At 39.9% G+C, this 14,296-nt stretch carries 10 protein-coding genes; 5 read left to right on the top strand and 5 right to left on the bottom strand.

The features are described 5' to 3' along the window. From Q3A68_RS12450 to Q3A68_RS12435, 4 genes are all read right to left on the bottom strand, one after another. Complete coding sequence (locus Q3A68_RS12450) at positions 1-1,938, bottom strand: DUF3857 domain-containing transglutaminase family protein (protein WP_302901422.1); 1,938 nt, start codon at positions 1,936-1,938, stop codon at positions 1-3. Positions 1,939-1,948: 10 nt separating this feature from the next. After that, a complete protein-coding gene (locus Q3A68_RS12445) occupies positions 1,949-3,928 on the bottom strand; it encodes a DUF3858 domain-containing protein (protein WP_302901421.1) in 1,980 nt (659 codons plus the stop codon). Positions 3,929-3,994: 66 nt separating this feature from the next. Beyond that, positions 3,995-5,908, bottom strand: a complete 1,914-nt coding sequence (locus tag Q3A68_RS12440; RefSeq protein ID WP_302901420.1) for a DUF3858 domain-containing protein — start codon at positions 5,906-5,908, stop codon at positions 3,995-3,997. Positions 5,909-5,971: 63 nt separating this feature from the next. After that, the gene (locus Q3A68_RS12435) at positions 5,972-7,882 is read right to left on the bottom strand and encodes a DUF3857 domain-containing protein (RefSeq protein ID WP_302901419.1); all 1,911 of its coding nucleotides are present in this window, start codon (positions 7,880-7,882) and stop codon (positions 5,972-5,974) included. A gap of 114 nt (positions 7,883-7,996) precedes the next feature. On the opposite strand from Q3A68_RS12435, the gene Q3A68_RS12430 reads away from it, so the two are divergent. Beyond that, positions 7,997-9,376 (top strand): DUF1800 domain-containing protein, encoded by a 1,380-nt coding sequence (locus Q3A68_RS12430; RefSeq protein ID WP_302901418.1) that lies wholly within the window; start codon positions 7,997-7,999, stop codon positions 9,374-9,376. A gap of 9 nt (positions 9,377-9,385) precedes the next feature. Then, entirely contained in the window at positions 9,386-10,588 is a 1,203-nt protein-coding gene (locus Q3A68_RS12425; RefSeq protein WP_302901417.1) for a DUF1501 domain-containing protein, read from the top strand. 83 nt (positions 10,589-10,671) lie between these two features. Here the strand turns inward: Q3A68_RS12425 and Q3A68_RS12420 are convergent, their stop codons facing one another. After that, positions 10,672-11,250, bottom strand: coding sequence for a porin family protein (locus Q3A68_RS12420; RefSeq protein ID WP_302901416.1), 579 nt, complete (start codon positions 11,248-11,250; stop codon positions 10,672-10,674). A gap of 131 nt (positions 11,251-11,381) precedes the next feature. On the opposite strand from Q3A68_RS12420, the gene Q3A68_RS12415 reads away from it, so the two are divergent. From Q3A68_RS12415 to Q3A68_RS12405, 3 genes are all read left to right on the top strand, one after another. Further along, positions 11,382-11,597 (top strand): hypothetical protein, encoded by a 216-nt coding sequence (locus Q3A68_RS12415; protein WP_302901415.1) that lies wholly within the window; start codon positions 11,382-11,384, stop codon positions 11,595-11,597. Positions 11,598-11,757: 160 nt separating this feature from the next. Then, positions 11,758-13,488, top strand: a complete 1,731-nt coding sequence (locus tag Q3A68_RS12410) for a S41 family peptidase (protein ID WP_302901414.1) — start codon at positions 11,758-11,760, stop codon at positions 13,486-13,488. 145 nt (positions 13,489-13,633) lie between these two features. Continuing rightward, positions 13,634-14,146 (top strand): hypothetical protein, encoded by a 513-nt coding sequence (locus tag Q3A68_RS12405; RefSeq protein ID WP_302901413.1) that lies wholly within the window; start codon positions 13,634-13,636, stop codon positions 14,144-14,146. Positions 14,147-14,296: the final 150 nt, after the last annotated feature.

Below are 14,296 nucleotides of genomic sequence, written 5' to 3'. Positions count from 1 at the left end.
TTATGCCTTCTTTTTTATCACCAGCTTTTTATTCTGTGCTTTGGCAACAGCGTCCATATATTGTTGCATCTCGGTATACTTGCCCGCTGGTATTACCTGGTTGTTTAAAACAAATTTAGCTGTGCTCACAACTTGGTTCTTTTCCTTGTTATATGCATAGTTTAGCTCATAGTTGCCATAGGTAAATTTGAGCGCGGCGTTTACAGGTAACGCTTCTACTTCGAATCCGGCAGGGATATCAATTGTAGTAACACAGGATTTTTCCATCGGATGATCAAAATAGAAATCAGTTCTCCTTTTTTCCAGGATAGGTACCGTCAGCGCCCAAAGATCAAATACACGCGGCCTGTAAAACTGCTTATCACCAGCCAGAACGTCACAAAATTTATCATATTCCAGGTCCATACTCAATTCATTAATCTCAGCCTTATCAGGTGAAGTTTTAAAATCAAATGAACTCGGTTGTTTCATTTTGAAATATCTGAGCAAAAATTCCTTTTGTTCATCCAGTTTTTCTGCGGTGAAACCAATAAACATGTCGCGATAGCCTCCGGTACTCAAAACTTTTACATGCGCTTTTGCACCGCCATCCGGCTGAAGTTCGATACGTACTTCGCTATTAAACTGATTTTCCTGTGGGGTGCTTCTTGGCGTATTAACCAGTTTCCCTCCATCTTCCGTTATCAATAAGGCATTCCTGTTTTCAGTGAATGAGCCCAGCTCGCCAAACAGTTGAGTTCTACTGGTGCATTCCAGCCAAACAGTATCTTTTTTTAGTGGAACACATAAAATAGCGTGGGTAAAATTATTGAATGGGAAATCAAGATCAGCGGATTCTTCATTTGCCCCTGCGCGTATTAAAGCATAATAGGATGGAATATCCACCGCTTTCAGCAACGCCTGCATATAGTTAGACAAGGCTTTGCAATCACCATATTTTTTCTCGTCAACAAAAGATGCAGGAAATGGCTTATATCCGCCAATGCCAAGCTGGATGCCCACATAACGCATATTTTGCTGCATATACTTATATAAAAATTTAACCTTCTCCTTTTCCGTTTTAATGGTGTCGGTCATCTTTTTAATTTCAGCAATACGCGGTGCACTCAGTATGCACATATCATTATTTAAACCTTGTATCCATTTCCCAAAGTTCTGCCAGGTACTAAAATCCCCTGCATAACCATAACAATTGAACAGAGAGGTAGCAAAAACGACATTCGGCAAAACTGTCCACGACTCACTTTCCTCTTCTTTTTTTAAGGCTTTCAGGTTTCTTACATTCCAGGAGTACACGTCGTACGATCCGTCAGATGTTTTTACCGGTGTGAGTGATATATTCTTACTCTTATATCTCAATCCGGCCGCGGGTTCACACCATATCTTATAGTGTTCTTCCTGTGCAGATTGTTCGCGTTTTTCCTGAATATACCAGCTTGGCAAATCAATATAACTATTCAGGTCTTCTTCATAGCTTACTTCAATTGTTTCCGGATAACGGCTTACTGTATGTTTTAAACCCAGAAAGCGGTCATCGGAAACCAGTGTCTCATCGCTTGAAGCAGCGCCGTCATACATATCACTTTTGTGATATTTCTTTATCATTTTGCCACTTTCGTCATATACATGAACGTCAATATTGCTATAAGTGTCAAATTTCTTGTTATATGAAAACACAATAACCGCGTCTTTATCGCCCTTTTCGTTTAATATGGTTACCAAACTATGGTGCTTTATCACTGCCTTACCCGGTCCTTTTATTTTCACCTCGTCTGATGAATACCTGATAACCGAGTTAGCGTCTTCTTTTAGGGAATCAGGAATTCCGGAAGCTTTATAAAATTCCTGGGGAATATCTTTATCCTGGCTGTACACTTTTGAAGCTGATAGTAAAAAGCCCCCTAATAAAAATACGCCAGCTTTTAAATAATTATTCAAACACATTGCTTTATCCTTTTTTTAAGATGATCTGTTCATTCAGCATTTGATGCATTTGCTTAAAGAATTCGTGAAAATCGGCGTAATCTTCTTTGGGGTATTCCACCTTATTATAGTTAATGGAATACCGCACTATAATACTCCCATCCTGTTCAGCCACAAGCCTCTTAAAACTCACGCTTTTGTCAGGCATTACAATCGTAACATTTTTTGGTAAAGCGTCAATTTTATAGCCCGCCGGAATTTTATACATACCATTCACAGAGTAATTCCTCAAATACCTAAAATCTATATCTGTCATGCGTTTTTCACTTAAAAATGGATTTGTTTTTAACGAAGTAAACAGATTGGGATTCAGATAAATATAATTTTCGTCTGATCCGGCCAGTTCAAGATTAAACTCAATATTTTGCGTTAAAGGCAGGCTATCCACTTCCATATCCTGCATTTTTAGCGATGATATTTTAAGATTATTATCGTCGTCGCGCAGGTAATCGATATATTTTTTTTCGCCGTCTGTTTTATACTTTTCTACTGCGTTGATCTTATTATAACCATTGCTGCTGATCTGCGCCGTACCTGTCAGTTTACCATCCGGTTTTACTTCTCCCGTTACAAGGACTATTTGTCTCACGGGTACATCATTGTGCAGAAAAACGATATCGTAGTGATTTGATTTTTTATCGATCCAAAGCCCAGATGAATTCAATAACTCAGACGGCGTTTGATTATACAAATTATATTTATTGGTAGCATCCAATACATAACGTTTAGTGCTATCAATAGGAACATAGACGACAGCTCGGTTAAATTGGATCGTTGAAGTATAAAATGGCAGCACTTTTCCATGCTCCTTGGTACTTACCACCATTGGATATACTTCCAGACCGCTTTCTTTAAGCAAGTGATAAAGTATCAGATTTATTTCGGCAGAATTTCCTGTTTTATTTTCCCACGCACGATAGGTACCGTCAATAGTATACCAATCGTCTTTACCATTCCATTTCATCGAATTTTTTACCTCATTAAAAACATAGGCCATTTTTTCAACATCGGTTTTTAAGCCTTTGGCTTTGCTGACGATGGCATCTTCGTTATTTAGCTTTCGCCGCAGCTGACCGCCAAAATCTTCGTCATCAATTAATTTGCCGCCTACTTTAGCCCAGGTGTCTGTTCCTGTACGAACAAATCCCCCTATCGGTTTGATAGACACAAGCTGATAACGAATCTCCTGGACATTGTCGGTGAACGAAGACATGAACGGTTCATCAGGCAGCGATGGCACATTAGCCATGGCCTTTGTTTCCATCTCAAGAGAGTATGGATAAGATCCTGAATTGTCGACTAAGCTTCTGCCTTCAGAAGTACGAGTATTTTTCACTAATGGATAGGTTAGGTGAGGCTGCTCTCTAAAATAAAATAGATCAGGTATCCCCGTTGTGTACTCGCTGTATCTGACAGGGATTTTATCCTGAAACTCCCAGTCGGGAATATCCAAACTATTGTTTGAGTTAAAGTTATATTTATACTCGATTATGCAGCCAGATTTCACATTTGGCATAGTAAACGTAATTTCATTTCGCCACTTGTCGATAGTTTTGGTGTAGATCAGTTTTTTATCCAACTTGGTGATTTCCATTTTACCATCAACCAAATTGATAGTTTCAGCCTGGATGCCCGTAATATATTCTAAGTGGTTACCACCATAGTATGAAATATGGATATCAGCCTGGCTTTTACCGTTATCGTTAAAAATCTTAATACGCCGGTGCACTTCATTGGTAATGGTGCCAAGATCGCTTCCATAATAAACATTGCCCTTATCAAAAAGCACTTCAGCATTGGCATCTTTTTCAAAATCACAGGCTTTCATTTCAAGATCAGCCAGATCTACCTTGCCATAAGGTTGTGTTGTTGGCACTATGGTAGTTTGTGCATTCGCAGCAGTGCAAAATGCACCGAGCAGCATTAGGGTAAAAATTTTATTCATGTAACAAGGTTAAATTGAAAATATATTGAACAATTGTGTATACGTGGTTTTAATAACAGTTGTTTGCTAGCCTTTCTTTAGCACGATCTGCTCGTTCAGCATTTCATACATTTTTTTATAGAAATCATACATTACAGGGTAGTCGTCTTTAAAGAATATAGATTTATTATAGTTTATAGCATATTTAATGGTTATTTCGCCATCCTGTTCGGCAACAATACGCTTAAAAACAATGCTTTGGTCAGGCATTGCCATACTCGCATTTTTAGGCAGGCCATCTGATTTATAACCTGCGGGTATTTTGAATAAACCTACTATGGCGTAATTATTCCGATAGCCAAAATCGATATCGGTCATGCGTACTTCATTCAAAAATGGATTTGGCCCTACAGAGGTAAAAACAGTAGGTTTAAAGTAAATGTAATTCTCATCCGAACCTGTAAGATCAAGCGTGAAGGAAATATTCTGCGTTAATGGCAATGTATCAATTTCCATATTTTCAAATTTTAGCGATTTGATCTTCAGGTTATTATCGTCCCCCTGCAGGTAGTCGATATATTTTTTTTCCCCGTTTTCCTTATAGTTTTTTATGTAGCTGATGCGATTGTTAGCAGGGCTACTGATCTCCGCAGTGCCTTCCATTTTGCCTGTTGCGGCTATTTCGGCATTCACCACAATAACATTTCTTACGGGAGTGGCTTTCTCTATAAAAGCAAGGTCATAATTCTCGTTGTCCTTATCTATATAAAGACCAAAACCGTTCAGTAACTCATCGGGTATATCCCCGTATGTATTGTATTTATTTGTTGCATCAAGCAAATAAAACTTTGTACTATCTATCGGTACATAAACTACAGTTCTATTAAATTGATACCGGTTTGGATATGCCGGGTTCACCTTGCCATTTTGCTTAGTGCTTACCAGCATAGGGTAGCCTTTTACCTTTGCCTTATGAAGTAAGTGATACAAAATGAGGTTGATCTCTGTTGAATTACCTAATTTTTTTTGCCAGGCTTTTGAACAGCCATCATTGGTATATCGTTCATCCACTTCATTCCATTTCATGTGGTTTTTTACTTCGCCAAAGAGATAGGCAATTTTGGCATCATCTGTACTTAAAGTTTTTGCTTTGACAAGAATAGTATCTTCCCCATCAACTCTCTTGTCAAATTCACCGCCAAAATCATTAAACCGAACTTCATCTTCGCCGATTTTTTTCCATGTGTCAGAAAATGTTTTATGATATGCGCCTGAATGAATAGCTAATAATTGATAAAGTATTCTCTGGTAATTATCCTTGCGCGAACCCATATAAGGTTCGTCTTTAATCGAGGGTATATTAGCCATAGCTTTAACATCCGCTGTGTTTTTAACAAAGGGCAGGTTTACCATAACCAGATTTTTATAAACTAATACATTGGGAATAGTACTATTAAGCTCGCTATAACGTGTTGGGAAACGATCCTGAAAATACCAATTCGGGAAATCGCTAAGGTTAGCGGTCATTAATGTATATTTAAACTCGATAATTGAACCTGGCTGCACATTGGGGAACGAAAAGGCTACTGACGAACGCATCCTATCAACAGCTTGCGTGTAAATAAGCTTTTTATCGACCTTCGTTATCTCGATAATACCGTTATTGAGATTAATAGTCTCAGCCTCTACATTTGAGAGCAATTCCATGCCGCCGCCGCCCCAATATGCTAAACGGACACTTGCGGCATCCTTAGCTTTGTCGTTAAAAATTTTAATACGCACATGGCGTTCAAAAATCAGATTAAAGTCAGCCGTAAAAGTAACCGATCCTTTATCAAAAAGCACTTCAGCGTTGGCATCCTTTTCAAAATCGCATGCTTTCAATTCAAGGTCAGCCCGATCTACCTTGCCATAAGGTTGTGTTGTTGGCACTGTGGTGGTTTGCGCATTCGCGGCAGTACAAAATGCACAGAGCAGTATTAGAGTACAAAATTTATTCATGTAACAAGGTTAAATTAAAAGTATCTAAAAAAAATTTGTATATGTCGGTCTAATAATAGTTGTTTACGAACCCTTTTTTAAAATGATAGGCTCATTTAATAAATCATACATTTTTTTATAAAACTCATGCAGATCAGGATATTCCGATCTCGAAAACGTTGTCCGGGTAATTGATACCTCATACTTCAACTGTATGCTGCCATCCTCCTGCGCCAACACTCTCTTAAAGTGGATGCTCTTATCGGCTATGATCATATTGGCATCTTTGGGCAAAGATTCAACTTTGTAACCCGGCGGTAGTTTATAGGTGCCAATTATCAGATGACTATTCGTGTATCCAAAATCAATTTCTGAGGCCCTGTTCTCGCTAAGAAAGGGATTGGCATGAAGAGTGGTAAATATGTTAGGACTGAATAAAAGGTAATTATCGGTATTATTAAGCTCATATGTAAAATCAAAGCTCTGTTTCAAAGGCAATGTGTCTACTTCCACATTTTCCGATTTCAGATTTATCAACTTAAGATTATTATCATTTTCCGTTAGGAATTCCTCATATTTCTTTTGATCAATTGATTTTAAGATCTCCAGTTTGCCGGTTCTGTTGTAACCAGAGCTCACAACTTCAGCGCTGCCGTGCATTTTGGCATCAGCGCCGATTTCGCCGGTCATAACTATCACCTCCCTTGATGACGCATTCGTCTTGAGAAAAACCATATTATACTTATCCTTTTCCTTATCCAGGCACAACCCATATGAGTTTAGCAGGTTAAAGGGGATTTGATTATACGTTTCAAATTTGCTGGTGGCATCCAGCAAATAATATTTGCTGCTGTCTACCGGCACATAGGTAACCAGGCTATTTATCTGGAATATATCCACAAAATCGGGTCGTAACAGTCCATTTTCCCTTGTGCTCACAAGCATTGGATAAGCCTTTATTCCTGATTTTTTCAGCAAATGATAGAGTATTGCATTAACTTCAGCAGAATTGCCCGATCTCTTTTTCCATGCGCTTTTTATGCCATCTTTTGAGGCCCAATGCTCATAGCCATTCCAACTCATGGTTGTTTTAACCTTATTATACAGAAAGGCGATTTTCTCGTCATCCGTTTTTAATGCAACAGCCTGTTTTATTAAATCATCTTCGTCGCCCAGATGCTGGTCAAGCTGCTTGTAATAATCTTTTTCACTTGCCAGTTTTCTGCCTGCTGTTTCCCACGTATCATAAAGGCGAATAGTCTTTCCATCTAAGCCCTGCACTTCATTTAATGATAAAGCAATACTTTCACGTGCATCTCCCTTAGCCCGCATAAAAGATTCGTCTTTTGCTGATGCTATATCCTTTACTACCCAAACATGTCCATTTGGAACAGCGGTATCCCTGGCAAAGGGCTTACTTATTCTGCTGGCTACAGTAAACCCCAACCGGGAATCAAAATAGGCGTCAAATTCGCTATAGCGGGTTGGTATATCGTTTTGAAAATACCATGCAGGAAAATTGACTGATATATTTCTTACAAACCCATATCTGAATTCAACCACTGAGCCGGCTTTAACATTCGGGAATGAAAAAACAAGTTCGTCTTTTCTTTTATCGGTATGCTGAAAATAAAAAAGCTTGGGGTCTATTTTGGTGATTACGATCTTGTTGTTTTCCAGGTTAATGGTTTGAGCCTCTATATTGTAAATGTGCTCAACTCCATAAACATTATCATACTCGATCCGGATATTCCCTTGCTCTTTGCCCCTATCGTTTAATATCTTAATCCTTTTATGCCGCTCCATTGCCAGGGTGCCCATGAAACTAAAGTTCACCTTAGCCCTGTCAAACAAAACCATAGCATTAGCGTCTTTTTCAAAATCACACGACGTTAGTTTAAGATCAGCAGTATCGATATTACCATAGCCACGAACCTGTGCCCTCACAACAGAAACCGAGCACAATAACAGGAGAAGAGTAAATAGTCTATTCAAATTGCAATATGGTTTGGTCGCTCTAATATAATAATTATTTTACTACGAAATAATTTCAAATTAGGTTTAAAGTGTTTAAACCCTTCCAAAAAACAGGAGTCATACAAAGTGCATATGGATAACCTTAAGCTGATAAAGCACTTATATGCCAGGGCCGGCTTCGGCCTCTGTTTTTCGGACAAAAAATCCGCCGACCATCTCTCTGTTAAAAAAGAGCTGAGGGAGTTATTTAAGGCTTCGGAGACCAGCGAACCTTTGACCATGGTTCAGGAAAACATCGATTACATGAAACTGCTCACGGGCGATATGCTCGCAAAAAAACAAGCCTTGCAGCAGCAACGCCAACAGGAGAAGGACCTGAACCTGGCATGGATCAATAAGATGAGCACCACCAATGCACAACTGCGGGAGAAGATGGTTTTATTTTGGCATAATCATTTTGCCTGTCGCACTAATAATGCCCTTTATGCGCAACAACTTAATAATATTCAGCGCACTTATGCGTTGGCCAATTTTCGCGATTTATTGCTGGCGGTCTCTAAATCGCCGGCCATGCTGCAATTCCTGAACAATCAGCAAAATCATAAAGGTCATCCAAATGAGAACTTTGCCCGGGAGCTGATGGAGCTTTTCACGATTGGGCGGGGAAACTATACTGAGCAGGATATAAAAGAATCGGCAAGGGCATTTACCGGCTGGGGTTTCGATAAGGATGGTGTATTTAAGGTTCGCCCTTTTCAGCATGATGACGGTCAAAAAACCTTTATGGGTAAAACGGGGAACTTAAATGGCGAGGATATTATTGACCGCCTGCTGGAGCAAAAACAGACTGCTGTGTTCATCAGCGCTAAACTTTACAAATATCTAGTGAGCGAGATCCCCGACCCTGTTCGCATAAACGAAATGGCTGACGTATTTTACAAGGCCAATTACGAAATAAGGCCTTTACTGGAATTTGTTTTTACCGCCGACTGGTTTTATGATGAACAGAATATAGGCAATATGATCAAATCGCCTGTAGGTTTTCTGGTGGGACTGAACCGGCAGTTTTATATTACTTACCAGCGACCGGAAGTGTTGCTCGAATTTCAGAGAGCCTTGGGACAAGTATTATTTTACCCGCCAAATGTTGCTGGATGGCCGGGAGGAAGGAACTGGATTGACAGCTCGTCGTTAATGTATCGCCTGAAAATACCTTCAATGTTGCTCGATGGCGGCCTGATTGATTTTGCCGGTAAAACTGACCCTGAAGATGAGGCTTACCTGGCAACAATGCGCAACAGGCAGTCGGTTGTAAGCACCAAAGTACAGGCGCAACCCGATTGGGATAAGTTTTTGCAAGCCATACCAAAGAGTCTATCCAACACGGATATCGCTCAATTTATACTCGAACCAAAACTGAGCGCAACGATACAAAACACAGCCACGCAATCGGCAGATATAAAAACATTGGTAGTTGAACTGGTCTCGACGCCGGAATATCAGCTGTGTTAATTAGTGATTATGAAAAGACGTGATTTTCTAAAAAACTCCGCACTCGCCTCCGGCGCGTTTTTGATACCTGCTTTTCTGAAGCCATTGGAAGGTATTGCCCGTGAGCAGATAAGCGGATACAAAAACCTGGTGATGATACAACTGTCTGGCGGCAATGACGGCTTAAACACTATTATCCCTTTTGGTAACGATATTTATTATCAAAAACGCACGTCTATCGCCATCCCCCAAAGTGAGGTGATCAAACTGAATGACATGCAGGGGTTAAATCCCAATCTTAATGCTTTAAAAGAAATTTACGACCAGGGCTGGATGAGTATTATTAATTCTGTTGGTTATCCGAATCCTGACCGCTCCCATTTCAGGTCTATGGATATTTGGCAAACTGCCAGCGACTCGAACCAATTTCTCACTACCGGTTGGATAGGCCGTTACCTGGATTCCTATTGCCAAACTTGTAACAAAAACCCCTACACCGCTATTGAAGTGGATGATACCCTGTCTTTAGCTATGAAAGGTATAAGTATGAAAGGCATTGCCGTACAGGATCCGAACAAATTATACCAAACTACCCGCGAACCATTTTTCAAAGATTTGGTGCATGAATATAGTGACGAACATTTAAATGAAGATAACCTGGGTTATTTGTATAAAACCATGATCGAGACTTATTCCTCGGCTGATTATATCCAGAAAACGTCGAAAACCTATTCTGTCAATGCTGAATACCCGGCTACTCCACTTGGCAATCAATTAAAAACCGTTTCAAAATTTATCAATTCCGGATTGCAAACAAGGGTTTATTATGTATCACTTAGCGGATTCGATACACATGTCGGTCAACAGAATCAGCAGGGCAAGCAGCTAAAAATTTATGGTGACGCAGTTGCTGCCTTTATCAAAGATTTAAAACAAGCGGGTAAACTGGATGATACTTTGGTAATGACTTTCTCGGAATTTGGGCGCAGAGTTGAGCAAAATGCCAGTAATGGAACCGATCATGGTACCGCAAATAATGTTTTTGTTTTTGGTGGAAGACTCAAGAAGGGCGGGATTTTTAATGACGCCCCCGACCTCGCTCAGCTGGATAACGGCGACCTAAAATACCAGATCGATTTCAGGGACGTATACGCCACATTGCTTGATAAATGGCTCGATGTAAACAATAAGATTATACTGAAAAAGAATTTTAAGGGATTAGAGTTTATTTAAAATTCATCACAAAATGTATGTTTTTATATACAAAAAAGCCCCAGGTCAATACCCCGGGGCTTCCCTTTTGTTAGCTATTCAGCTTAAAAAAACTTAAACCCGACGCTCAGCGCCCAAAGGTTTTGGCGTTGACCAAAATCGTCACTTATTTTGGTTAAGCCGCCTTCATAGCGCAGATCGGCTGTGATCGGGCCGATATCCACACCACCGCCAGCCTGAAAGCCGATGGTGCTGTTTTTATAATGGCCAAAATCCTGATAAGCAGTGCCAAACTGACTGGTGACGCTCTGATCTTTGCTTAAAACATAAGTATAAATAGGACCGGCCATAAGCCTGAAATTGAGGTTTTTTGAGCCGAATGAATGGCCTAATAACAATGGGACATTCAAATTTGTAAACTTGATGTCGGCACTAGCGTCAGCATTGTTGGAAACAGTTATTTTACCGCCGCTACTGCTTAGGTAAACTTCTGGCTGTAAATAAAATGCATTGCCAATGCGGGCAAATACACCAGCCTGGTAACCTGTCTTTGTGGATTCATTAAAGTTATCGGTATTGATTTTAGAGAAGTTGACCCCACCTTTTATACCGAGGCTAACTTGTGCCTTTGCACCGATGCAAACCGCTATCAGCAACGCGGCACTTAAAAGTAACTTTTTCATTTATTGTTAAATTTAGTTTTACAAATAGGTTAGATGTACTATTCAACTTAAGGTTTAACAATTAACGAGCCAAAATATTGCACAGGGCATCAGCAGATTTTTTCTATTTTTGCGGAAACATATTTTTTGAAATGGCAGAGATCAGTATCAGCAACCAGGACTGGGCACGTGTAAAGATCAAATTACAACGTAAATACAATCACCTCACCGACGAAGAATTGCAGTATAATGAAGGCCAGGAAGACAACCTTATCAGCAGGATAATGGAACTGGTAAACCGGGACCGTAAGTACGTGGTTTTCACACTGAAGAAGGCCCTGGCCAATATCGACAATAACCGCCTCTAACCCACGTTTAATCACAGGGACCGAATTTCTTTGATTTGATGTAAAACTTTATCGGCTACGTCATTTTTTAATATCAAAGTCGTAATTTTATATTCTGGTAATGAGAAAATTAGATTGTGTATCTGAACCTCTCTCTTTTATTTAATCAACAGGTACTGTGATGAAACGTATTTATAGAAAGTGGAGTTTGCTGGCTGGTATAACAGTACTTGCTATATTGACTTTTGGGTTTCAGGATGATTTGTTCCAGATAGCAAAAAACCTGGATGTTTTTTCATCTGTATACAAAGAAGTTAATATCAATTATGTAGACGATATTAACTCAGCAAAAATGATAAAAACGGGTGTGGACGCCATGTTGGATGGTCTTGACCCTTATACAGAATTTGTACCCGAATCAGAAATTGAGGACTATAAACTTCATTATGTGAGTACCCAATATGGTGGCATTGGTGCAGGTATATTCGCGCGCGAAGGAAAAGTGTATGTTTCGGATGTTTTTGAAGGCTTCCCCGCCCAAAAAGCAGATATCAGAGCAGGCGACAGGTTAGTGAAAATAAACAATGTTGACCTTACCGGAAAAACCAACGATCAGGTAAGCCAGTTGCTAAAAGGCTCAAAAGGCGCAGGTATCAAACTGTTGATCAGGCGCGGTGATGCCGAAGCGGTTGAGAAGAATCTGATACGTGATGAGATAAAACAGCCTAATGTAACCTATTACGGCATGGTCGGTGGCAACATGGGCTATATTAAACTCGATAAATTCTTAGAAAACTCAGCTGACGAAGTAACCACAGCACTCACCAACCTTAAAAAGAATAACCCAAGCGGCATTATTCTCGACCTGAGATCAAACGGTGGAGGTATTTTACAGGAAGCTGTAAAGATCGTCAATTTGTTTGTGACCAAAGGGGTTGAAGTGGTTTCGCAAAAAGGTAAAATAAAAGACAAGAACTTTACTTACAGTACCCAAAATACGCCACTGGAGCCAAATTTGCCATTAGTGGTTTTGGTAAACAGCCGTTCGGCTTCGGCATCAGAGATTGTGGCGGGCTCCTTGCAGGATCTCGATCGTGCAGTGATTATAGGGCAACGCAGCTATGGCAAAGGATTAGTGCAGCAGACATTCAATTTGCCTTACAATAGTTTAGTAAAGATCACTATTGCTAAGTATTATATCCCATCCGGCCGTTGTGTGCAGGCGCTTGACTATACACATCGTAAAGATGATGGCAGCGTGGTAAAAGTCGCCGATTCGCTGATGCATGAGTTTAAAACCAAAGGCGGCCGTTCCGTTTATGACGGTGGTGGTGTTTACCCGGATATTTTTATCAAACAGGAGCATTTCGCAAATATCACCCAAACCCTGGTTTCTAAGCTGTTGATATTTGATTATGCAACTCAGTTCCGCAACACACATAACGCTATTGGGGACGTAAGAACATTTCATCTAAGTGATGGCGAATACAATGATTTTATAAAATTCCTCGGCAATAAAAATTACAGCTATACCACAGGAACTGAAAAGCTGATTACAAACCTGAAGACTGAAGCTACTAAAGAGAAACAATTTACTGATATCCAGGCAGAATACGATGCACTGAAAGCGAAACTGCTGGCCAGCAAAAAGAACGATCTTCAACAAAATAAGGAGGAAATAAAACAGGTGCTTGAAAACGAGATAGCGTCACGTTATTTCTACGAAAAAGGCCGCTATGAGACCAATTTTAAATATGACAAGGAATTGGCCCAGGCCGTAAAAACGATGACGGACAAGAGCCAGGTTGCATCCATTCTAAACGGTGATGGCAACTACAAAGTGATAGGTAAGCCACAACTGGCCATGATCTCAAAAAAGGTTGAAGACAAGGAAAATAATAGCGACGAATAATAATTTATTAAAATATTTAACAACTTAATACCCTCATTCAGAGGGTATTTGTTTTTTATAGGCAATCTATATAGGAAAGGCGTATAAAATATTTAAACTTTTTACGTTAAATGCTGTCATATATACCAAACAATAATATTACAAAATGAAGAAGTTAGTTTTTACAGCAGCCATATTAGTAAGCTGTTTATCGTTCACATTAGCCAATGCCCAGATACATTTAAGTGTAGGAGTAAATATCGGCGCCCAACCTGAATGGGGCCCGGTTGGATATGACCACGCCGACTATTATTATATGCCTGATATAGGTGTTTATTATGACGTGCCCGTACATCAATATGTTTATTTAGATAATGGTGTTTGGATTCGCAGAGCCTATTTACCTGCAAGATGCCGGGATTATGATATTTATCATGGATATAAAGTAGTGGTCAATCGCCCCAATCCATGGCGCTATGACGCTGATTACAGGGTAAGATACGCAGGCTACAGAGGTCGTAGGGATCAAGTAATTATCCGCGACAGCCATGAAGAAAGATACCGCGAGCATTGGCATGACAACGGCCGCCATAACGGTTGGGATAAACATGGCGACGGCGATGATCGGGAACATGGACATGGACGCGGGCATGGTCACGGGCATGGGCATGATGATTAATAATTAAAATCCGGTAATCTTTACAATTACCGCGACTGTTGTAGTCCGTCTGCTTGTTCCAGGACTATTCATTATGTAAGGTCCTAAAATAGGTTGACTATTATTGATGATACAAAAGTTGTTAAAAACTCAAACATCCACCAAAGATGT

The organism is Mucilaginibacter tolerans (assembly GCF_030519375.1).
Lineage (GTDB): Bacteria > Bacteroidota > Bacteroidia > Sphingobacteriales > Sphingobacteriaceae > Mucilaginibacter.
Note: the sequence above shows the minus strand (reverse complement) of the source record. Positions and strands in the feature narration are given on the sequence as shown.

Coding starts and splice junctions, on each gene's coding strand:
- Q3A68_RS12445 (WP_302901421.1), bottom strand. CDS start 3,928: ATGAATAAAATTTTTACCCTAATGCTGCTCGGTGCATTTTGCACTGCT.
- Q3A68_RS12440 (WP_302901420.1), bottom strand. CDS start 5,908: ATGAATAAATTTTGTACTCTAATACTGCTCTGTGCATTTTGTACTGCC.
- Q3A68_RS12430 (WP_302901418.1), top strand. CDS start 7,997: ATGGATAACCTTAAGCTGATAAAGCACTTATATGCCAGGGCCGGCTTC.
- Q3A68_RS12425 (WP_302901417.1), top strand. CDS start 9,386: ATGAAAAGACGTGATTTTCTAAAAAACTCCGCACTCGCCTCCGGCGCG.
- Q3A68_RS12420 (WP_302901416.1), bottom strand. CDS start 11,250: ATGAAAAAGTTACTTTTAAGTGCCGCGTTGCTGATAGCGGTTTGCATC.
- Q3A68_RS12415 (WP_302901415.1), top strand. CDS start 11,382: ATGGCAGAGATCAGTATCAGCAACCAGGACTGGGCACGTGTAAAGATC.
- Q3A68_RS12410 (WP_302901414.1), top strand. CDS start 11,758: ATGAAACGTATTTATAGAAAGTGGAGTTTGCTGGCTGGTATAACAGTA.
- Q3A68_RS12405 (WP_302901413.1), top strand. CDS start 13,634: ATGAAGAAGTTAGTTTTTACAGCAGCCATATTAGTAAGCTGTTTATCG.